This window comes from Streptomyces sp. NPDC001858 (assembly GCF_053594615.1).
Genome location: NZ_JBSFEV010000013.1, coordinates 73,081 through 93,620, shown reverse-complemented (window position 1 = coordinate 93,620; position 20,540 = coordinate 73,081). Strand labels below are relative to the sequence as shown.

Annotated in this window: 21 protein-coding genes and 1 tRNA gene; 10 read left to right on the top strand and 12 right to left on the bottom strand. The window is 71.8% G+C overall.

The features are described 5' to 3' along the window. Positions 1-97 precede the first annotated feature (97 nt). The 3 genes from ACWCPF_RS20635 to ACWCPF_RS20625 all read left to right on the top strand — a co-directional run bounded on the left by ACWCPF_RS20635 (position 98) and on the right by ACWCPF_RS20625 (position 2,685). Positions 98-706: a DUF1349 domain-containing protein gene (locus ACWCPF_RS20635; RefSeq protein WP_451046490.1), complete on the top strand. Its 609-nt coding sequence runs from the start codon at positions 98-100 to the stop codon at positions 704-706. 113 nt (positions 707-819) lie between these two features. Continuing rightward, positions 820-1,536 carry a DsbA family oxidoreductase gene (locus ACWCPF_RS20630; RefSeq protein ID WP_451046489.1) on the top strand — a complete coding sequence of 239 codons (717 nt, stop codon included), beginning with the start codon at positions 820-822 and terminating at the stop codon, positions 1,534-1,536. Positions 1,537-1,632: 96 nt separating this feature from the next. After that, a complete protein-coding gene (locus tag ACWCPF_RS20625; RefSeq protein WP_451046488.1) occupies positions 1,633-2,685 on the top strand; it encodes an aminotransferase class V-fold PLP-dependent enzyme in 1,053 nt (350 codons plus the stop codon). A gap of 50 nt (positions 2,686-2,735) precedes the next feature. Here the strand turns inward: ACWCPF_RS20625 and thpD are convergent, their stop codons facing one another. The 5 genes from thpD to ACWCPF_RS20600 form a co-directional block, all read right to left on the bottom strand. Further along, a complete protein-coding gene (gene thpD, locus ACWCPF_RS20620) occupies positions 2,736-3,626 on the bottom strand; it encodes an ectoine hydroxylase (RefSeq protein ID WP_451046573.1) in 891 nt (296 codons plus the stop codon). Between the two features lie 5 nt (positions 3,627-3,631). Beyond that, positions 3,632-4,036: an ectoine synthase gene (locus ACWCPF_RS20615; protein WP_451046487.1), complete on the bottom strand. Its 405-nt coding sequence runs from the start codon at positions 4,034-4,036 to the stop codon at positions 3,632-3,634. Between the two features lie 14 nt (positions 4,037-4,050). Then, positions 4,051-5,331, bottom strand: coding sequence for a diaminobutyrate--2-oxoglutarate transaminase (gene ectB, locus ACWCPF_RS20610; RefSeq protein WP_451046486.1), 1,281 nt, complete (start codon positions 5,329-5,331; stop codon positions 4,051-4,053). A gap of 31 nt (positions 5,332-5,362) precedes the next feature. Further along, positions 5,363-5,872, bottom strand: a complete 510-nt coding sequence (gene ectA / locus ACWCPF_RS20605; RefSeq protein WP_451046485.1) for a diaminobutyrate acetyltransferase — start codon at positions 5,870-5,872, stop codon at positions 5,363-5,365. A 236-nt stretch (positions 5,873-6,108) separates the two neighbouring features. Beyond that, positions 6,109-6,636, bottom strand: coding sequence for a DinB family protein (locus ACWCPF_RS20600; protein WP_451046484.1), 528 nt, complete (start codon positions 6,634-6,636; stop codon positions 6,109-6,111). A 53-nt stretch (positions 6,637-6,689) separates the two neighbouring features. Between ACWCPF_RS20600 and ACWCPF_RS20595 the strand changes: the two genes are divergently transcribed. From ACWCPF_RS20595 to ACWCPF_RS20585, 3 genes are all read left to right on the top strand, one after another. Beyond that, positions 6,690-7,019 (top strand): hypothetical protein, encoded by a 330-nt coding sequence (locus ACWCPF_RS20595; protein ID WP_451046483.1) that lies wholly within the window; start codon positions 6,690-6,692, stop codon positions 7,017-7,019. A gap of 70 nt (positions 7,020-7,089) precedes the next feature. Beyond that, positions 7,090-8,463 carry a hypothetical protein gene (locus ACWCPF_RS20590; protein WP_451046482.1) on the top strand — a complete coding sequence of 458 codons (1,374 nt, stop codon included), beginning with the start codon at positions 7,090-7,092 and terminating at the stop codon, positions 8,461-8,463. Between the two features lie 78 nt (positions 8,464-8,541). Beyond that, positions 8,542-8,614: transfer RNA gene (locus ACWCPF_RS20585), tRNA-OTHER, on the top strand. Between the two features lie 31 nt (positions 8,615-8,645). Here the strand turns inward: ACWCPF_RS20585 and ACWCPF_RS20580 are convergent. Beyond that, entirely contained in the window at positions 8,646-9,773 is a 1,128-nt protein-coding gene (locus ACWCPF_RS20580; RefSeq protein ID WP_451046481.1) for a pyridoxal-phosphate-dependent aminotransferase family protein, read from the bottom strand. A 172-nt stretch (positions 9,774-9,945) separates the two neighbouring features. Between ACWCPF_RS20580 and ACWCPF_RS20575 the strand changes: the two genes are divergently transcribed. The 4 genes from ACWCPF_RS20575 (at position 9,946) to ACWCPF_RS20560 (ending at position 13,668) form a co-directional block, all read left to right on the top strand. Then, positions 9,946-10,797 carry an ABC transporter substrate-binding protein gene (locus ACWCPF_RS20575; RefSeq protein WP_451046480.1) on the top strand — a complete coding sequence of 284 codons (852 nt, stop codon included), beginning with the start codon at positions 9,946-9,948 and terminating at the stop codon, positions 10,795-10,797. After that, positions 10,794-11,627, top strand: a complete 834-nt coding sequence (locus ACWCPF_RS20570; protein ID WP_451046479.1) for an amino acid ABC transporter permease — start codon at positions 10,794-10,796, stop codon at positions 11,625-11,627. The genes ACWCPF_RS20575 and ACWCPF_RS20570 overlap by 4 nt, the downstream gene beginning before the upstream one ends. Next, positions 11,624-12,427, top strand: a complete 804-nt coding sequence (locus ACWCPF_RS20565; RefSeq protein ID WP_451046478.1) for an amino acid ABC transporter ATP-binding protein — start codon at positions 11,624-11,626, stop codon at positions 12,425-12,427. The genes ACWCPF_RS20570 and ACWCPF_RS20565 overlap by 4 nt, the downstream gene beginning before the upstream one ends. A gap of 149 nt (positions 12,428-12,576) precedes the next feature. Continuing rightward, positions 12,577-13,668, top strand: coding sequence for an amidohydrolase family protein (locus ACWCPF_RS20560; protein ID WP_451046477.1), 1,092 nt, complete (start codon positions 12,577-12,579; stop codon positions 13,666-13,668). Positions 13,669-14,020: 352 nt separating this feature from the next. On the opposite strand, the gene cobC is transcribed toward ACWCPF_RS20560, so the two are convergent. From cobC to cobM, 6 genes are read right to left on the bottom strand one after another with little or no spacing between them, the layout of a single operon-like run. Beyond that, positions 14,021-15,103 (bottom strand): Rv2231c family pyridoxal phosphate-dependent protein CobC, encoded by a 1,083-nt coding sequence (cobC, locus tag ACWCPF_RS20555; RefSeq protein ID WP_451046572.1) that lies wholly within the window; start codon positions 15,101-15,103, stop codon positions 14,021-14,023. Further along, complete coding sequence (locus ACWCPF_RS20550) at positions 15,093-16,040, bottom strand: sirohydrochlorin chelatase (protein ID WP_451046571.1); 948 nt, start codon at positions 16,038-16,040, stop codon at positions 15,093-15,095. The genes cobC and ACWCPF_RS20550 overlap by 11 nt, the downstream gene beginning before the upstream one ends. Next, positions 16,040-16,627, bottom strand: coding sequence for a precorrin-8X methylmutase (locus ACWCPF_RS20545; RefSeq protein ID WP_451046476.1), 588 nt, complete (start codon positions 16,625-16,627; stop codon positions 16,040-16,042). Before ACWCPF_RS20545 ends, ACWCPF_RS20550 begins: the two co-directional genes overlap by 1 nt. Next, entirely contained in the window at positions 16,624-18,372 is a 1,749-nt protein-coding gene (gene cobJ / locus ACWCPF_RS20540) for a precorrin-3B C(17)-methyltransferase (protein ID WP_451046475.1), read from the bottom strand. Before cobJ ends, ACWCPF_RS20545 begins: the two co-directional genes overlap by 4 nt. Further along, positions 18,369-19,631: a precorrin-6y C5,15-methyltransferase (decarboxylating) subunit CbiE gene (gene cbiE / locus ACWCPF_RS20535; RefSeq protein WP_451046474.1), complete on the bottom strand. Its 1,263-nt coding sequence runs from the start codon at positions 19,629-19,631 to the stop codon at positions 18,369-18,371. The genes cobJ and cbiE overlap by 4 nt, the downstream gene beginning before the upstream one ends. Then, a complete protein-coding gene (gene cobM, locus ACWCPF_RS20530) occupies positions 19,628-20,446 on the bottom strand; it encodes a precorrin-4 C(11)-methyltransferase (protein ID WP_451046473.1) in 819 nt (272 codons plus the stop codon). Before cobM ends, cbiE begins: the two co-directional genes overlap by 4 nt. Between the last annotated feature and the right edge of the window lie 94 nt (positions 20,447-20,540).

The following is a 20,540-nucleotide window of genomic DNA, read 5'->3' as shown; positions in this document are numbered from 1 at the left end:
GTGCGGTTGTTCGCGGGCTGCGGGCCGGTGGGGGGCCGGTCGCGCAGTTCCCCGCGCCCCCAAGCGAGTGGGCGTCCTCCCCCTGGATAATCGGTGCATGGACGTCACGCTGCCCGAACTGCCTTTCCCCCTCCGTACCTATGGACCCGATGGGCATTGGTCCCATGAGGACGGGGTGTTGACCGGATGGGCCGGGGCCCGGCAGGACCGGTTCGTGCCGCCCACCGGGGAGGCCTTGGACCCCGCCGCCGACGCGCCCCGGCTGCTCGGCGCGCCCGAGGGGGACTTCCAGTTGATCGCCCGCGTCACCGTGGGGTTCAACTGGGCGTTCGACGCGGGGGCGTTGTACGTCCAGGTCGGCGAGCGGGCCTGGGCCAAGCTGTGCCTGGAGTACTCCCCGGATGTGGCGACCGTCTGCACGGTGGTCACCCGGGGGCACTCCGACGACGCCAACTCCTTCACCGTGGAGGGGAGTTCGGTCTGGCTGCGGGTGAGCCGCACCGGTCGTGCCTTCGCCTTCCACGCCTCCAGGGACGGCAAGCGCTGGACCTTCGTCCGGCTGTTCACGCTCGGTGACGAGAAGGAGACCGGCGCCGCCCTGGTCGGCTTCATGACCCAGGCGCCGATGGGCGAGGGGTGCGTCGTGACCTACGACCACCTCGAATTCCGTACCGACTGGCCGGACGACCTGAGGGACGGAAGCTGAGGGGCGGAAGCCGAGGGACGGAAGCCGAGGGAATGAAACCGGCTGATTGAAGGTTCACTCAGTGGGCGGAGGGAGTCTCCGTGCCACCGGTACGACCTGAAGAGAGCCGAGACATGCGCGTCGAGATCTGGAGCGACATCGCCTGCCCCTGGTGCTACGTGGGCAAGGCCCGCTTCGAGAAGGCGCTCGAGGCCTTCCCGCACCGCGACCAGGTCGAGGTGGTGCACCGCTCCTTCGAACTGGACCCCGACCGCGCCAAGAGCGATGTCCAGCCCGTGATCAAGATGCTCACCAAGAAGTACGGCATGAGCGAGGCGCAGGCGCAGGCCGGCGAGGAGAACCTCGGCACCCAGGCCGCCGCCGAGGGCCTCGACTACCGCACCCGTGACCGCGACCACGGCAACACCTTCGACATGCACCGGCTGCTCCACCTCGCCAAGGAACAGGGCCGGCAGGACCAGCTGATCCAGATCTTCTACCGGGCGAACTTCGCCGAGGAGCGGTCCGTCTTCTCCGAGGGCGACGAGCGGCTCGTGGAGCTGGCCGTCGAGGCCGGGCTCGACGCCGAGGCCGTCCGCACGGTGCTCGCCGACCCGACCGCCTACGCCGACGAGGTCCGCGCCGACGAGCGCGAGGCCGCCCAGCTCGGTGCGAACGGAGTGCCCTTCTTCGTCCTCGACCGCGCCTACGGCGTGTCCGGCGCCCAGCCCGCCGAAGTCTTCGCCCAGGCGCTGACCCAGGCCTGGGGCGACCGCTCCCCGCTCAAGCTGCTCGACGACGGCGGCGCGCAGGCCTGCGGCCCGGACGGCTGCGCCGTGCCCCAGCACTGAGAAGCGCAGGTGGGAGCGGAGCCATAAGCGTTGCTTAGGGATTCCCCGTAGGGATTCGTGATGGACGGGCACTTCTCCCGGCCGCACAGTGGAGCCATGGAGACGTTCGAGACCCTCGTCCGCGCCGAGTTCGCCCCCCAGCACACCTATCTGAACACCGCGAGCAGCGGCCTGCTGCCGGCCCGCACCGTCGCCGCCCTGCACGAGGCGGCGCAGTTGCGGGCCGAGGGCCGGCCGCTGACCGCGCTGTACGAGGACGTGGAGGCCTGCCGCGCCGCGTACGCCCGGCTGGCCGGCGTCCCGGCCGACCGCGTCGCGCTCGGCGCGTCGGTCGCCGCGCACACCGGTCTGATCGCCGCCTCGCTCCCCGCGGGCGCGGAAGTCCTCACCGCCGAGGACGACTTCACCTCCGTGCTGAACCCGTTCCACGTCCGCGGCGACCTCAAGGTCCGCGCCGTCCCGCTGGAGCGGATCGCCGAGTCGGTCCGGCCCGGCACCGCGCTGGTCGCCGTCAGCGCCGCCCAGTCCGCCGACGGCCGTATCGCCGACCTGCCCGCACTGCGCGAGGCGGCCCATGCGCACGGGGCCCGCACCTACGTCGACTTCTCCCAGGCCGCCGGCTGGCTGCCGATGGACGCCGAGGCGTACGACTTCACCGCCGCGGTCTCCTTCAAGTGGCTGCTCGGCCCGCATGGAGCGGCGTTCCTCGTCGTCCCGGAGGACTTCGGCGAGCTGACGCCGGTGCTGGCGGGCTGGGTCGCGGGGGAGAACCCGTGGGACAGCTGCTACGGCCCCGTCGCCGAACTCGCCCACTCCGCACGGCGGTTCGACCTCAGCCCCGCCCTGTTCACCTACGCCGGTCTGCGGCGCTCCCTCGACCTCGTCGAGGAACTCGGCGTGGCCGCCGTCCAGGCCCATGACCTCGCCCTGGCCGACCGCTTCCGCGCCGGCCTGGCCGACCTCGGCCACCGACCGGTGCCCGCGCCCGGCTCCGCGATCGTCTCCGTGCCCGGACTCGGCGTCCGGCAGCCCGAGTTGAGCGCCGCGGGCATCGAGGTCTCCAACCGCGCGGGCAACCTGCGCGCCGCCTTCCACCTGTACAACACGCCCGCGGACGTCGACCGCCTGCTGGACGTGCTCGCGGGCTGACCCCCTCGGCCGGCAGCCGGGGGGCCGAGGCCCGCCGCGATGGGCAGTGGTCAGCGGACCGGGGTGAAGTCCCGGGCCCCGATGAACTCCGGCCGCCGGACCGGCGCCGCGAAGGGCTCCACGGCCGCGTTCTCCACGCTGTTGAACACGAGGAACACATTGCTGCGCGGGAACGGCGTGATGTTGTCGCCGGACCCGTGCATGCAGTTGCAGTCGAACCAGGTCGCGGAACCGGCCTGGCCCGTGAAGAGCTTGATGCCGTACTCGCTCGCCAGCTCGGTCAGCGCCTCGTCCGACGGCGTGCCCGCGTCCTGCATCTGCAGCGACTTCTTGTAGTTGTCCTCGGGGGTGGCCCCGGCGCAGCCGAGGAACGTCCGGTGCGAGCCCGGCATGATCATCAGCCCGCCGTTGGTGTCGAGGTTCTCGGTCAGCGCGATCGAGACGGACACCGTCCGCATGTTCGGCAGCCCGTCCTCGGCGTGCCAGGTCTCGAAGTCGGAGTGCCAGTAGAAGCCGCCGGCCCCGAAGCCCGGCTTGACGTTGATCCGCGACTGATGGACGTACACGTCCGAGCCGAGGATCTGCCGGGCCCGCCCGGCGACCCGCTCGTCACGGGCCAGGGCGGCGAAGACGGGGCTCAGCTTGTGCACCTCGAAGACGGACCGGATCTCCTTGGACCGCGGCTCGACGATCGACCGCTCGTCCGCCCGGATCGCCGGATCGGCGACGAGTCGCTCCAACTCCCGTCGACAGACGGTCACTTCGTCGTCGCTGATCAGCTTCTCGACGGCGAGGAAGCCGTCGCGCTCGTAGCGCTGGAGGCCGTCCGACGGGATCGGACCCGGAGTGTCGGGGGAGCCCCAGACGACGGGGTCCTGACGGGGGACGGACACCTCGGCGGCGCCACGGGTGGGATACAGATCGGTGAGCGTGGCAGTCACGGCGCTCACACCTCCTCGGGCTCGGTCAGCAGGGGATAGACGCCGTTCTCGTCGTGGTCCTCCCGTCCGGTCACGGGCGGATTGAACACGCAGAGGCAGTGGAAGTCCTCCTTGACGCGGAGCGTGTGCCGCTCGTGGCCGTCGAGGAGGTACATGGTGCCGGGCGTGATGCGGTGCGTCCGCCCGGTCTCGTGGTCGGTCAGCTCGGCCTCGCCCGCCGTGCAGACGACGGCCTCGATGTGGTTCGCGTACCACATCGACGTCTCGGTGCCGGCGTACAGAATCGTTTCGTGCAGCGAGAATCCGACGCGTTCCCGGGCCAGCACGATGCGCTTGCTCTCCCAGGTGCCGGACGCCGCCCGCACATGCCGGTCGGTGCCTTCGATGTCCTCGAACGAACGGACGATCATGACGCCCCTCTCTGTCAGACGGTCTCGACGGTCTCGCGGACGGCCCGGGCCACGACGCTCAGGCCCTCGTCCAGCTCCTCGGGGGTGATGGTCAGGGCCGGCAGCAGCTTGACGACCTCGCCCTCCGGGCCGGACGTCTCGATCAGCAGCCCGAGCTCGAAGGCCCGCTTCGCGACCCGCCCGGCCCGCGCCTTCTCATGGAACTCGAGCCCCCACACCAGCCCCCGCCCCCGGTACTCCTTCACATCGGCGAGGTTCTCCTCGGTGATCGAGATGAGCCCCTGCTCCAGCTGCTCGCCGCGCGCCCGGGTCTGCTTCTCCATCGCGGACCCGTCCGCCCAGTACGTCTCCAGGGCGGCGGTGGCGGTGACGAACGCCGGGTTGTTGCCGCGGAACGTGCCGTTGTGCTCGCCCGGCTCCCACACGTCCAGCTCCGGCCGGAACAGGCAGAGCGACATGGGCAGTCCATAGCCGCTGATCGACTTGGACACGGTGACGATGTCCGGGACGATCCCGGCCTCCTCGAAGGAGAAGAAGGCCCCGGTGCGCCCGCAGCCCATCTGGATGTCGTCGACGATCAGCAGCATGTCCTGCCGCTCGCACAGCTCCTTGAGCGCGCGCAGCCACTTCGGACGCGCGACGTTGATGCCGCCCTCGCCCTGCACGGTCTCGACGATCACGGCGGCGGGCTTGTTCAGCCCGGACCCCTGGTCCTCCAACAGCCGCTCGAACCACAGGAAGTCGGGGATCCGGCCGTCGAAGTAGTTGTCGAACGGCATGGGCGTGCCGTGCACCAGCGGGATCCCGGCGCCGGCCCGCTTGAATGCGTTGCCGGTCACGGCGAGCGAGCCCAGCGACATCCCGTGGAAGGCGTTGGTGAACGACACGATGGCCTCGCGCCCCTTCACCTTCCGCGCCAGCTTCAGCGCGGACTCCACGGCGTTGGTGCCGGTCGGGCCCGGGAACATGACCTTGTAGGGCAGGTCGCGCGGGCGCAGCACCAGATCCTGGAAGGTCTCCAGGAACGACCGCTTGGCGACGGTCGACATGTCGAGCCCGTGCGTGACGCCGTCCCGCAGCAGATAGTCGATCAACGCCCGTTTGAGCACGGGGTTGTTGTGGCCGTAGTTGAGTGACCCGGCGCCGGCGAAGAAGTCCAGGTACCGATGACCGTCCTCGTCGTACATGCGGCTGCCCTGCGCCCGGTCGAACACTGCGGGCCAGCTGCGGCAGTAGCTGCGCACCTCGGACTCGAGGGTCTCGAAAACGCTGAGGTCGGGCTGGGTGATGCTCACGACGAAACACTCCTCTGGGTGGGGGGGCGGCTCAGCGGGACAGGGGGCCGATCCGGTACATGACCTCGGGGTCGTGCGGACCGTCCGGGAACAGTTCCTCGCCGAACAGCACCTCGCGGCTGACGGGCGCGTCATGCCGGGCCGCGTACGAGGCGAACAGCCGCTCGGAGGCGGTGTTGCCCGGGGTGATCGTGGTCTCGACGACGGTGACGAGCGGGCGGTCGGCGACGAGCCGCGCGGTGAGCCCGTCGAGCAGGGCCGCGGCGAGACCGCGCCCGCGGTGCGCGGCGGCCACGGCCACCTGCCAGATCAGCAGGGTGCGCGGGTCCTCTGGCCGTACGTAGCCGGTGACGAAGCCGACCGGCTCGCCGGCCTCGGTCCGTGCCACCGCGGTGGTGGCGGCGAAGTCCCGGCACCACAGCAGATAGCTGTAGGAGGAGTTCAGATCGAGCGTTCCGGATTCCTTGGCGATACGCCAGAGTGCGGCTCCGTCCGCAATGGTCGGGCGGTCGATAATAAGGTCGGCGGGTGCGGTGGTCATGCGGATTGAACTTACCCAGGGAAATTCAATAACGCATGGAGGGGCGGTGGGGATTCCGTGATGCAGGAGAGGCAAGGGTTCGCTATGCGGCGATTTGCCCGCTGCAAAAGCGGGCAAATCGCACAGCCTGTGCAATGCGTCACGCCGACGCGAAATCCTCTCGGAATCCCCGGAATATCCCTGTGTTTAATGTAGGGAATCCGGGGCAGAAGAACCTGGAGTTCCCATTATCGAATTCAGGTTCCGGTGGTCCCGTCAATACGCTCGCGAAGAATGTCGGCGTGACCGTTGTGCCGGGCGTACTCCTCGACCATGTGGATGAGCACCCAGCGCAGGCTGACCTCGACGCCGGTCATCGGCCCGTCGACGATCCGCCCGGTGTCGTCCAGTGACCGCCCGGCGATCAGCTCACGCCCCCGCGCGATCTCCCGCCGCCAGACGGCCAACGCCTCGTCGAGCCCCCGCCCGGCGTCCAGCGCGTACCCGCTCGCGTCCTCGAAGACCGCGGGCACGTCGAGTCCGGCGAACGCCCGCTGGAACCAGTTCCGTTCGACCTCGGCCATGTGCTGCACCAGCCCGAGCAGCGTCAACGCGGACGGCTCGGCGGAAGCCCGCCGCACCTGCCCGTCGTCCAGCCCCGCGCACTTCAGCGCGAGCGTGCTCCGATGAAACTCCAACCAGCTCTCCAGCATGGGGAGTTCAGCACCGGTCAGAAACGGCACGGGCCGGCCGTCGGGGAGGGTGTGGGGTGTGTCGGTGGTCATACGGGCAGGATGGCACGAGGCACTGACATCACTCACCGACGACGGGAGCGGACATGCAGACAGCGGGGCTTGTCATCTCGGTCGTCGCCCTGCTCGTGAGCGGTCTCGCCGTTGTCTACGCGACCCGGACGGACGAACGCGATGTGTTCCTGAGGCTGCACGAAACGCTCATCTCGCCAGAGTTGCAGCGAGGGCGGAAGGTGCTGTTCGACCTCTACCGTCGGGCAGGCGCGGTCGAGGACCTCGGCTCGCTCGAGCATCGGGACGGCATGTTTCCAGGGATCCCCGTCCGGCCGCGCTACAAGCGACTGGCAAGTCGGGCGGAGGCGCGGCTCATCGCCTCGGGTGTGGACGCCTCGGTCCTCTCCGATCGAAGCCTGTAGGGAGAAGCGAGGGGGCGGGCAGGCGGATATTCAGTGGAGACCTGGTCGTGCCGGTGGCACGGTGAGGTCCATGCCGTCGCCCGTAGTCGAACGACTGCTTCTTGAACTGCACACCTCGCTCAGCCTGCGTAAGCGTCCGGAAGACGTCGCCCGGCTCGTCCAGGACCTCTACGCCGCACAGGAGACCGACCTCGACACCGCGACCGAGGCGGCGCTCGCCAAGGCCGCCGAGCACTCGCTGCGCAACCTCTGGCACGGCTATACCTCCATGCGGGAGGAGTTCGCCCGCCCCGTCGGCGCGCAACGCCAACTCCACCGAGCGGCCACCCTGTTCACGAACGTGCCGGAACTCCCGGGCGGTGCCGGGGACGATCCGGCCCGCATCGAGGCGGTGATCCGACAGGCAGGCGAGGAGATCGGCCGCTCGTACGGACAGAACGACTTCGGCATGGACCGCCTCGACCGGGCGGAGCGCACGGCCGCCGGCCTCGGCGAGATCTCCAAGCGCCAGTACAACAAGCGCTTCCGGCTGCTGCGCAGGATGGAAGCCAAACTGGCCCGGGTCATTCACGAGCAGCGCCGCCGCGAAGTGACCCTGACCGGCAAAGGCGCACTCGCCCATGTCCTGCCGTACGAACTGTTCGCCGCCGACCCGGACACGGCTGCCTTCATCGCGTACTTCACGGCGCGTGGTCACATGCGCAGCGTCTTCACCAACGGCCGGCAGCGTCAGGTCTACGACGAGGTCGCCGAGGCCCTGTTCCAGCGGCTGCGGAGCTCCCCCGAGCGGACGTGCTGGTACGCCGTCGCGCATGTGCACCCCACGGCCGAAGTGCTGGCCCAGGTGTCCGACCAGGACCTCACGCACCTGCTGGTGCGGTGGAACGGATTCCTGCGCCAGGTGGCCGACCTGCTGGAGGACGCCTGGAACCGGCACCCGCTCGAACGGGACACGATGATCGTGCGCCGTGGCGACGATTCGTCCACGTGGAACCAGGCCGCACAAGCGTGGAACACGGCGCGGGCCCACTGGTTCGCGCTGCTGAGCGAGTTGGGCCAGGACGAGCTCCTCGACCGGTTCTGTCCCGGCAAGGTGCCCCGCCTGATGGCGGCCGACGTGGCGTACTGGCACCGGATGAGCGGCGGGGGGCTGCACCCGGACACCTACGTCTGGGCAGCGCTTCCGCTGCCCTGGGAAGTGCTCAGAGGCGAGAAGGAATGCCCACGCTCACTCGTCGAAGCAGCCTGCGCCCGGTATCGGGTGGATCCGGTGTCCGGCGCCTGGACCGCCCCCAGACCGGCAGCCGAAGCCGTTGTGTTCCGACGGACGCCCGAACTCGTCCACGGAGTCGCGGTCGCCGACCCGCTCACGGCCAGTGCGCTGCGGTCGGCCGGGATCTTCTCCGGCAAGCACAAACGTGCTGCCGCCCAGGAATGGTGGTGATCGACAGCAACGCACGCAGGGGTCCGGGACGGTAAAGCAGTTGCCCCGTGCGGCAGGCACGGCGATGATCGCACCGGCGACGAGGAAGCTCTGCGGAGGAGCGCCCGGCTCTGTTCCCGGGTGGACGCAGGTTCGAATCCTGCCCTCGTCGTCTTCACGCTCTCCCGAACAGCCTGCGGTCTTTACCGCCCGCCCTCCGCTGCCACCACCGCCCGCAGTGCCCCCGGCAGGTCCACGGTCAGGCCCTGCTCCGTCAGGGCGGTGGCCAGGGCGGTCAGGCAGGACCGGACGACGGCCGCGGTTGCGTCGCTGCCGTAGTGGTTGACGCGGATCATCTCCTTGGCCAGGGCGCCGCCGCCCGCGGCCAGCGGCAGGGTGGGGTCGTCGGCCAGGGCGCGGGTCACCAGCTCCGATGCCAGCACGCCGGGCGGGGTGCGCAGCGTCGTGGCGACCGGGGCCGCGTCCGCCGCGTCGTGGACGTACGGCTCCAGACCGCCGCCCAGGGCGGCGGCGCCCGCACGGGTCGCCGCCGCGGCGGACGCGTGCCGGGCCATCACCGTCTCCAGCCCCTCCGTCTCGATCCGCTCGACGCACGCCTCCAGCGCCAGCATCTCCAGCTGGGCCGGCGCGTGCAGCAGCGTCTTGCGGCCGCCGTCGACCCAGCGCTCCTTCCAGTCGAGGAGGGAGAGGTACGAGCGGCGCGGGGCCGTCGGGTTCGCGGCCATCCGGGCCCACGCCCGCTCGCTCACCGACACCGCCGACACCCCCGCCGGGCCGCCCATCGCCTTCTGCGCCCCGATCACGCACAGGTCCACGCCCCACGCGTCCGGCAGCACCGGCTCCGCGCCGATCGAGGCGACCGCGTCCAGGTAGAACAGCGCGCCGTGCTCCCGCACCGCCGCGCCGATCTCGGCGACCGGGTTGGTGTTGCCGGTCGCCGCCTCCGCGTGCACCAGCGACACGAAGTCGATCTCCGGGTGCTCGGCGAAGGCCGCCCGGATCTGCGCGGCCGTGACGGCCGTGTGGAAGGGCACCGCGAGATCGATCACCTTCGCGCCGCAGTCCCGCAGCCAGTCGCCGAAGGTCTGCCCGTACGGACCGGTGATCACGTTCAGCGCGGTCGTGCCCGGACCGGCCGTGCCGCGGATCGCGCCCTCCAGCGGCAACAGCGCCTCGCCCTGCATGATCACGACGTCCTGTCGGGTGTCCAGCAGCCGGGCCACGCGGTCCTCGATCGCGGCGAAGTGGGCGGCGCTCAGCGGGGACAGATCGAGGAACGGGTGTGTCACGGCGGTGCTCTCTTTGCTCACGGGGTATGGGTGACGAGAGTAACCGCCCTTGTACCCGCCTTCCGGATCGATGACTTCGCAGGCCGAACCGCCTCGCAGCCATCGGTTTGGTTTGAGGGCCTCAAACTTATCCTTATAATCGGAACCCATAGTTCCCTTAGGTTCCCTTAGCTCCCTTACAGGAAGGCCCGCCGTGAACACCCTCTCCGGGCGCCGGACCCGAGTTCTGGCCGCCACCACCGCGACGGCCGGGCTGCTGCTCGTGTCCGCCTGTACCTCCAGCGACGACGGTGGCAGCGGCTCCAAGACCGCCGCGGGCGGGGTCGAGCTCGTCAAGGCGGGCCAGCTCACCACCTGCACCCACCTGCCCTACCCGCCCTTCCAGTCGGAGATCGACGGCAAGGTGCAGGGCTTCGACGTGTCGCTCATCGACCTCGTCGCCGAGGACCTGGGTGTGAAGCAGGTGATCCTCGACACCCCGTTCGAGAACTTCAAGACCGGCGCCTTCCTCAACTCGGGCGAGTGCGACGTGGCCGCGGCCGGTATGACCATCACCGACGAGCGCAAGAAGAACGTCGACTTCTCCGACCCGTACTTCGAGGCCACCCAGGCCCTCCTGGTCGACAAGAAGGCCGGCCTCACCTCACTCGCCGACGTGAAGTCCAAGAACGCCAAGCTCGGCACCCAGGCGCAGACCACCGGCGAGGACTACGCGAAGAAGGAGGGCTTCGACCCGGTCTCCTTCGAGTCCTCCGACGCCGTCCTCAACGGACTGCGCTCCGGCCAGGTCAAGGCCGTCGTCATCGACTACCCGGTGGTCCAGGGCTGGCTGAAGGACAAGGCGAACGCGGCCGCCTTCGAGGTCGGCGAGCAGATCAACACCGGTGAGCAGTACGGCTTCACGGTGAAGAAGGGCAACGCCAAGCTGCTCGCCGCGATCGACAAGGCGCTCGGCGAGGCCAAGGCGGACGGCACGTACAAGACGCTGTACGAGAAGTGGATCGGCCCGTACGACGAGTCGGCCGCCTCGCCCGCCGCGTCATGACCTCCCCGGACGTACCACTCCAGCCCAGGAGAAAGGGGCTGACGCGACGTCAGAAGCGTCGGCTCTCGCGCGGCGCGCAGTACGTCGCCTTCGTCGCCGCCGTGATCGCCTTCGCGGCCTCGGCGGACTGGGGCAGGCTGAAGAACCAGTTCGCCCAGTGGAGCATCGCGAAGGAGATGTTCCCGGACGTCATCACGCTGGCGCTGAAGAACACCGTGCTGTACACGGTGTCCGGCTTCGCCGTCGGACTGGCGCTCGGCATGGTCATCGCACTGATGCGGCTCTCCTCGGTCGGCCCGTACCGCTGGCTGGCCGGGATCTACATCGAGATCTTCCGCGGACTGCCCGCCCTGCTGATCTTCATCTTCATCGGCGTGGCCGTCCCGCTGGCCTTCCCGGGCACGGAGATCATCGGCGGCACCTACGGCAAGGTCGCCCTCGCCCTCGGTCTGGTCGCCGCGGCCTACATGGCGGAGACGATCCGCGCGGGCATCCAGGCCGTCCCCAAGGGACAGCTGGAGGCGGCCCGTTCGCTGGGCTTCTCGCCGGCCCGGGCGATGATCTCGATCATCATCCCGCAGGCGTTCCGGATCATCCTCCCGCCCCTCACCAACGAACTGGTCCTGCTCTTCAAGGACTCCTCGCTGGTCCTCTTCCTGGGCGTCACCCTGGAAGAACGCGAACTGTCCAAGTACGGCCGCGACCTGGCCAGCACGACCGCCAACTCCACGCCCATCCTGGTCGCCGGCCTGTGCTACCTGCTGGTGACCATCCCGCTCGGCTTCGTCGTGCGCCGTATGGAGGCCAAGGCCCAGGAGGCCACCAAGTGAGCAGCACCGCACCGACTGCAGAGATCCAAGTACGCGGACTGCACAAGTCCTTCGGCGCCAACGAGGTGCTGCGGGGCATCGACCTGGAGATCGGCCGGGGCGAGGTCGTGTGCGTGATCGGCCCGTCCGGCTCGGGCAAGTCGACGCTGCTGCGCTGTGTGAACCTCCTCGAAGAGCCCACCGAAGGCCAGGTCTTCGTCGGCGGCGCCGAACTCACCGACCCCGACGTCGACATCGACGCCGTCCGCCGCCGTATCGGCATGGTCTTCCAGCAGTTCAACCTCTTCCCGCACCTGTCGGTGACCGAGAACCTCACGCTGCCGCAGCGCCGGGTGCTCAAGCGCGGCAAAGCGGAAGCGGCGAAGGCGGCCGCCGAGAACCTCGCACGCGTCGGCCTGGCGGAGAAGGCGGACGCCTACCCCGCCTCCCTCTCCGGCGGCCAGCAGCAGCGCGTCGCGATCGCCCGGGCCCTCGCCATGGGCCCCGAGGTCATGCTGTTCGACGAGCCGACGTCGGCCCTCGACCCGGAGCTGGTCGGGGACGTCCTGGCCGTCATGCGGATGCTCGCCAACGAGGGCATGACGATGATGGTCGTCACCCACGAGATGACCTTCGCCCGCGAGGTCGCCGACCGGGTCGTCTTCATGGACGGCGGAGTGATCGTCGAGGACGGCACCCCCGCCCAGGTCATCGGTGCCCCCAGCCACGAGCGCACCCGCCACTTCCTCTCCCGCCTCCTCGACCCGGCGATGGCCGAGGTGGAGGAGGAGACCTCGGACCAGGTGGGCAGGAAGGAATAGCCGGCCGCTGCGGTTCGGCGGCGCCCTGAAGGGGCGCGGGGCGCTCACATTTTGCGGCTCCGCCGCGTGGGCGCGACCAGCCACGACGGCGCCGCAGCCAAATGACGGCACATCGCGGCCCTTCCAGCGGAGCGCCTAGTGTGCGGTGCATGAGCGTTCACGCGGTGCTGCATGTGAAGGGCCGGGTGCTGGCCGGGCCCGACGACGTCCGCGACGAGCTGTGGGTCGTCGACGGGCGGATCTCCTACGACCGTCCCGTCGGCGCCCGCGACATCCGGACCGTCGCGGGCTGGGCGCTGCCCGGCCTGGTCGACGCCCACTGCCATGTGGGACTCGGGCCGCACGGCCCGGTCGAGCCGGGCGTCGCCGAGAAGCAGGCGCTGACCGACCGCGAGGCGGGCACCCTGCTGATCCGGGACGCCGGCTCGCCCTCGGACACCCGCTGGGTCGACGACCGCGCGGACCTCCCGAAGATCATCAGGGCGGGCCGGCACATCGCGCGCACCCGCCGCTACATCCGCGGCTACGCGCACGAGATCGAGCCCGACGACCTCATCGCCTACGTCGCCCGGGAAGCCGCCCGCGGTGACGGCTGGGTGAAGCTGGTCGGCGACTGGATCGACCGCGAGGCCGGCGACCTCACCCCCAGCTGGCCCCGGGAGGCGGCCGCGGCGGCCATCGCCGAGGCCCACCGCCTCGGCGCGCGCGTCACCGCCCACTGCTTCGCCGAGAACTCGCTGCGCGACCTGGTCGAGTCCGGCATCGACTGCATCGAACACGCCACGGGCCTGACCGAGGACCTGATCCCGCTGTTCGTCGAGCGCGGCGTCGCGATCGTCCCCACCCTCGTCAACATCGCGACGTTCCCGCAGCTCGCGGCGGGCGGCGAGGCCAAGTTCCCGAACTGGTCGGCCCATATGCGCCGGCTCCACGAGCGCCGCTACGACACCGTCCGCGCCGCCTACGACGCCGGCATCCCGGTCTTCGTCGGCACGGACGCCGGCGGCACGCTGCCGCACGGCCTGGTCGCCGCGGAGGTCGCCGAACTGGTCACGGCGGGCATCCCGCCACTGGAGGCGCTCTCGGCGACCACCTGGGGCGCACGCGAGTGGCTCGGACGCCCCGGTCTCGACGAGGGCGCCCCGGCGGACCTCGTCGTCTACGAGACGGACCCCCGCGCGGACGTCGGCGTGCTGGCGGCACCCCGCCGGGTGGTGCTCAACGGGCGAGTGGTGGGCTGACGCCACCGGGGCACGGGGCACGGGGGCATGGAGGCATGGGGGCGCGGGGGAATGTGGAGAACGTACGCGCTGTGAGATTCGAAGACGTGCACGGAAAACTTACGTTTGGGTGAACTCGCGTCAGCCTGCTGACCGTTCACCCTTCGTACGCGAGTCGTGAGGGGTCCCGAAGCGTCTCTTCTGGGGGTCCCACCCTTGAACGGCAACACCTTCCGCATGCCCGCACGCGCCCACGCCCGGCGCGTCGCCGCCGTGGCAGCGGCCACGGCCCTGGCCGGCGCGGGCACCGCCCACGCGACCGACGGCCAGGGCCGCCCGAGCGCGGTATCCCGGGCCGGGGGATGGCGGTTCCTCAGGTTCGGGTCAGGGTCAGGGCCTGGTCCAGGGCCTGGAGGAAGCGGTTTGCCGTTGGTCGGTTGCGGACCGCCAGGCGGAGCCACTCCTCGTCCAGCCCCGGGAAGGTGTCCCCGCGTCGGACCGCGAACCCCAGGTTGCGCAGGTGCCGGCGGACCTCGGCGGCCCGGGGCAACCGGACGAGGACGAAGGGGCCCTCGGCCGGTCCCACGACCCGCAGCCCGTCGGCGGCGAACTCCTCCAGGCCGGCGACGAGATGCGCCCGGTCGGCGGCGACCCGGTGCGCCGCGTGCGCGGCCTCCGCCAGCGCCCGCGGCCCCACGCACGCCTCCGCCGCCGCCAGCGCCGGCGTGGACACCGGCCACAGCGGCTGCGCCCGCTCCAGTTCCTCGATCGTCTCCGGCGCGGCGAGGACATAGCCGATCCGCAGCCCCGCCAGCCCCCAGGTCTTCGTCAGGCTGCGCAGCACCACCAGACCGGGCACGTCCGTCCGCCCGGCCAGGGCCTCCCGCTCGCCCGGCACCGCGTCCATGAACGCCTCGTCGACCACCAGGGTCCGCCCGACCCGGGCCAGCCGCCGGATCGTCTCCGCCGGGTGGAGGACCGACGTCGGGTTCGTCGGGTTGCCGACGACGACCAGGTCCGCTTCCTCGGGAACGGCCGCCGGGTCGAGCCGAAAGCCGTCCTCCTCCCGCAGCAGCACCCGGTCCACCGTGTGGCCGGCATCGCGCAGCGCCGCCTCCGGCTCGGTGAACTGCGGGTGCACCACGACCGGCTGACGGATCTTCAGGGCTCGGGCGAGCAGGACGAACGCCTCGGCCGCACCCGCCGTCAACAGCACCCGCTCCACCGGGAGTCCGTGCCGCGCCGCGACCGCCGCCCGCGCGGCCCGCCCGTCCGGGTAGGCCGCCAGCGAGCCGAGCGAGCCCGCGATGTGCTCGCGCAGCCAGGACGGGGGCGTGTCCGCGCGGACGTTGACCGCGAGGTCGACCAACTCGGCGCCGTCGTCGCGGACTTCCGAGTCCCCGTGGTGACGCAGGTCGTGCCCGGTGGCGGGCCCGCAGGCGTCGTCAGTGGGCATGGGCGTGTCCGCCGGGGTGGTGGTGCCCGTGATGCCCGTGGCTCCCGTGGTGGTCATGGTGGCCGTCGTCGTCCGGGTGGAAGTGCGGCTGCTGCGGCAGCCCCACCTTGTCCTCGAAGCCCGGCAGCGCGATCCGGTACACGCACGAGTCGCAGTTCATCCGCAGATCGCCCTCGACGGCCTCCCGGTACCGCTCCATCACCAGGTCGAGCAGCTCCGGCTCGGGACCGATGACGTCCGCCGACCGCACCTCGACCTCCGGATGCGCGGCCGCCCACCCCTCGGTCTGCTGCCGCACCCGGTCCGGCAGGATCCCGGTGAACAGGAAGTACGGCAGGACGACGATCCGCCGCGCGCCCAGCTTCACGCACCGGTCGAGCCCGCTCGGCACGTCCGGCGCGGCCAGCGACACGAACGCCGTCTCCACGCCCGCGTAGCCGCGCCCCTCCCACAGCAGCCGGGCGGCCTTGTGGACCTCGGCGTTGGCGTCCGGGTCCGTCGAGCCGCGCCCGACCAGCAGCACGGTGACGTCGGCCAGGTCGTCCGGCGTGCGCCCGACGGTGCCCAGCGCCTCCTCCAGCCGCCGCTCCAGCACGTTCAGCAGCGCCGGGTGCGGGCCCAGCGGACGGCCGTAGGTGTAGGAGATCCCGGGGTGCCGCTCCTTCTCGCGGGCGAGGGCGGCCGGGATGTCCCCCTTGGCGTGCCCGGCGGACACCAGCATCAGCGGGACGGCGGCGAACCGCCGTACCCCGCGCTCCACGAGCTCCGTCACCGCGTCGCCCAGCGGCGGCGGGGACAGCTCGATGAAGCCGCCCGCCACGGGCAGTTCGGGGTGGCGGCGCCCGAGCTCCCGTACGAAGTCGCGGAACGCCTCGGCTCCGGCCTCGTCCCGGGTGCCATGGCCGGCGATGAGCAGGGCGGGCGGCGGCGGGGTGATCACGGTTTCTCCTCGGGGGGAACGGGGTGGTACAGCAGGGCGTTGAGCGCGGCGGCGGCGACCGCCGAGCCGCCCTTCTCGGACACGTTGCTCACGGCGGGCAGCCCGCTCTCGCGCAGCGCGGCCTTGGACTCGACCGCGCCGACGAAGCCGACGGGCAGGCCGATGACGAGTACGGGGGAGGCGTCGAGCGTCAGCAGCTCCTCCAGTGCGGTCGGCGCGTTGCCGATCACCCAGAGGGCGCCGGGGCCGACTTGTTCGTAGGCGAGCCGGATCGCGTGCGCCGACCGGGTCAGCCCCGGCCCGGCCACGGCGTCCCGGAGACGGCAGACGGTCTCCCGCCGGGTGATCCCGGCGCCCACCATCTCGACGTCCACGACCACGGGCGCCCCGGCGTGCAGCGCGGCGTGCGCCGCCGCCAACTCGCCCTCGTCCAGGACGAGATCGCTCGCATACTCCAGATCGGCGGCGGAGTGGACGACCCGCTCGACCACCGCCCGGGTCAGCGGCGGAAAGTGCGAGGTGTCCAGCCGGGCGCGCAGCCGCCGGTAGGACTCCTCCTCGATCGGATGCACCACACGGTTCACCGGGCCTCCTCGGAGTCGGTCTGCCAGCGGTAGCCGCGCGGGGTCACCATGCGTCCCGCGATGTCCCGGGTCGCCGTGTTGCCCACGGTCACGACTGTCATCATGTCGACCCACGCGGGGTCGAGCGCCGCGAGCGTGGTCAGCCGGCTGGTGCCGTCCGGCCGGGAGGCGTTGCGCACGACGCCCACCGGCGTCGTCGGCTCCCGGTGCTCGGCGAGGATCGACAGCGCCTTGGGGAGCTGCCAGTCGCGGCCCCGGGAGCGGGGGTTGTAGAAGGTGACGACGATGTCCGCCTCGGCCGCCGCCCGCACCCGCCGCTCGATGACCTCCCACGGCGTGTGCAGGTCGGACAGGCTGATGGACACATGGTCGTGGCCCAGCGGCGCACCGAGGATCGCGCCGGCCGCGAGCGCGGCGGTCACGCCCGGCACACCGACCACGTCGATGTCGTCGGACGCCTCGGCGAGCGCGGGGGAGGCCATCGCGTACACGCCCGCGTCCCCGCTGCCGATCAGCGCGACGGCCTGTCCGCGCCGGGCCTCGGCGACGGCCGTGCGGGCCCGCTCCTCCTCGGCCCCGAGCCCCGACTCCAGGATCCGGGTGCCGGGCCGCAGCAGATCGCGGATCTGGTCCACGTACTGGTCGAGCCCGACGAGCACCGCGGCCCGCTCCAGCTCCGCCTTGGCGCGCGGGGTGAGCAGGTCCCGCGCGCCGGGCCCGAGCCCGACCACCGCGAGCCGCCCGCGCCCCGGCCGCCGTACGACGGCACAGGTCGCCATCGCCGGCCGCCCGTCGGCCCGCTCCGACTTCCGCTTGGGGACGAGGAGTTCACCGCCCCGGGCGAGTGCGGAGGCCTCGGCGACGGACGGCGTGCCGACGGCGGCGAGCGGCGCGTCGGACGGGTTCGGCACCTCGATGCCGGCCAACTCCTCGGCGGAGTACGTCACCACGGGCACGCCGAGCCGCGCGGCGGCCTCGACGATGCCGGGCTCGTCGCGCTTGGCGTCCACGGTGGCCAGCTCGGCGAGACTGCGGACGGACAGTCCGGCGTCCCGCAATGCGCCCTCGACCAGAGCGAGCACCTCCTCGACCGGAGCGCCCTTGGACGCGCCGACGCCCACGACCAGCGACGGCGGCCGCAGCAACACCTCCCGCGCACCGGGCTCGACGGCCCGGTCCGTCAACCGGACGGTGTACTCCCCGTGCTCCCCGTACTCCCCGTACTCCCTGTACTCCCCGCGTTCCGCGAACGGCACCGGCGGCAGCGGCCACGGCACCTCCGCGTCCAGCGCGACCGGCTCCCCGTCCAGCAGGGCCCGGGTCACGCCGGCCACCGCGCCCTCCACCGGAAGGCCGAGGGTGTCCAGGCCGGGGATGCCGACGGCGTCCGTGGCCGTGGTCACCACGGGCTCCGCGCCCAGCAACTCACCGACCGCCAGCGCGAGTTCATTGGCACCGCCCTCGTGCCCGCCGACCAGCGAGACGGCGAACCGCCCGGCCTCGTCGACGCACACCACACCCGGGTCGGCACGCTTGTCGGACAGCAGCGGCGCGACGAGCCGTACGACGGCCCCCGTCGCCAGGAAGCACACGAGCTGCTCGCACTCCGCGAACGCCCGCCGCACGGCGTCCCCGACGCCGTCGTGGGCGCGGCCGTCGTACACGCGGGTGCGGTCCGGCCACGCCGCGGCCAGCCGGTCGCGTGCCGCCGCCCCCGCCGCGGTGGCGGAAATCAGGCCGATCACTGAGCAACTCCTTCTCGATCAACGGGTGATGTGCCGACGGGGCTTCTGACGCCCCACAGCAGGAACACGGGATTGGTCGCCGCGAGCCGGGTCACGTCCCCGGGCAGCGGCGCGAGCCGCGAGGACTGCAGCAGCACCCCGTCGCAGTCGAACCCGGCGTCGGCGAGCGCACCGCGCACCGCGGGCACCCGGTCCAGCGCGGCCATCGCGACCACCACCGTCCGCCGGGCCCGCCGGGCGCACGCGGCGACGATGTCGGGCAGCTCGCGCCCCCCGCCCCCGACGAACACGGCGTCGGGATCGTCGAGTTCGGCGAGCGCGTCCGGCGCGGCGCCATGGACGACCTGCACGTCGACGCCGTGGGCCAGGGCGTTGGCGTGGATCCGGCCGACCCCGTCCGCCGTCTTCTCGACCGCGCTGACGGCCGCGCCGAGCCGCGCGCACTCCACGGCCACGGACCCCGAACCCGAGCCCACGTCCCAGACCAGGTCGCCGGCGCGCGGCCCGAGCCGGGCCAGGGCCAGCGCCCGCACCTCGAACTTGGTGATCATCGAGTCGCGGTGCGCGAACTCGCCCTCGGCCAGCGCCCACCCGGCCGGCCGGGCGCCGTCACCGACACCGGCCAGCGTCCGCACGGGACCGAGCACGCGCGTCTCGTCCAGGCACAGGACCACGCTCACCGCCGTCCCCCAGTCGCGGTCCGCCGCCTCGGCGGGGGAGACCCGCTCGACGCGCTCGCGCCCCGGGTCGCCGAGCGCCGAGGCGACCACGAGCACCCGTCCGGGCGCGCTGCGCGCGAGGGCGGCCCCCAGCTCGGCGGGTCCGGCGCCCGGCCCGGTGAGGACGGCGACCTTCGGATGCGCCCGGCAGACGTTGACGGCCGTCCGCGGATCCCGCCCGTGCGCGCTGACGACGACCGCGTCCTCCCAGGTCAGCCCGAGCCGCGCGAAGGCGGCGGCCACGGAGGAGACCCCCGGCCGCACCTCCAGCCGCGCCGACCCGAACCGCTCGGCCAGCGCCCGCACGATCCCGAAGAACCCGGGGTCGCCCGAGGCCAGCACGACCACGGCCCGGTCCTTCGCGTCGTACTCCTCGATCGCGTCCAGGGCGGGAGCGAGCGGACCGAGGACGATCCGCTCGGCGCCCTCGGGGATCCGGACGGCGTCCAGATGCCGCCGTCCGCCGACGACGAGCTCGGCGCCCGCCACCGCGTCGGAGGGAGTCGCGGCCCCCGTGCCGGTCCCGATGACCGTGATCACGTACTGGCACCCCGTTCGCGCAGCGCCCGGCGGGCCTCCGGGTCGGCCTTGCGATAGCCGTGGAAGTGACCGGGGTGGTAGAGGTGCGAGCGGGTGCCGTGCGCGTCGAGGGCCGGGCCGACCAGGAAGAGGGTGTGCTTCCAGAGCTTGTGCTCCTTCACCGTCTCCTCCAGCGTCTCGATCGTGCACTTCACGATCAGCTCCTCCGGCCAGGTCGCCTGGTAGGCGACGACGACCGGGGTCGCGGTCGGATAGCCGCCCTCCAGCAGTTCCCGCACCAGCTGCCCGCTGCGGGCGGCCGACAGGAAGATCGCCATGGTGGTGCCGTGCTTGGCGAACTCCCGCACCTCCTCGCCGGGCGGCATCGGCGTCTTGCCGCCGCCGAGCCGGGTCAGGACGACGGACTGCGCGACCTCGGGGATCGTCAGCTCCCGCCGGGCGAGCGCGGCGACGGCCGAGAAGGAGGAGACGCCGGGCACGATCTCGGTCTCGACGCCGATCTCCTCGCACCGGTCGAGCTGCTCCTGGGTGCCGCCCCACAGGGCGGGGTCGCCGGAGTGGATCCGGGCGACCCTGAGCCCCTCCCGCCGGGCCCGCCCGTACACGTCGACGACGTCCTCCAGGGACATGGTCGCCGAGTCGAGGACCTCCGCACCCTCGCGCGCGTGTTCGAGAACCTCCGCCTGGACCAGGCTCGCGGCCCAGATCACCACGTCGGCCTCCGCGATGGCACGCGCGGCACGGAACGTCAGCAGGTCGGCGGCGCCGGGGCCGGCGCCGACGAAGGTCACCTTGCCGGTGGAGGCATCGGCCATGGGTTCGGATCCTCTCATAGCGAGTCGCAACGGGTCTTGACGGTTCATGACGGGTTGCAGCGGGTCGTAATGGGTTGTGACGGGTGTCAGGGCC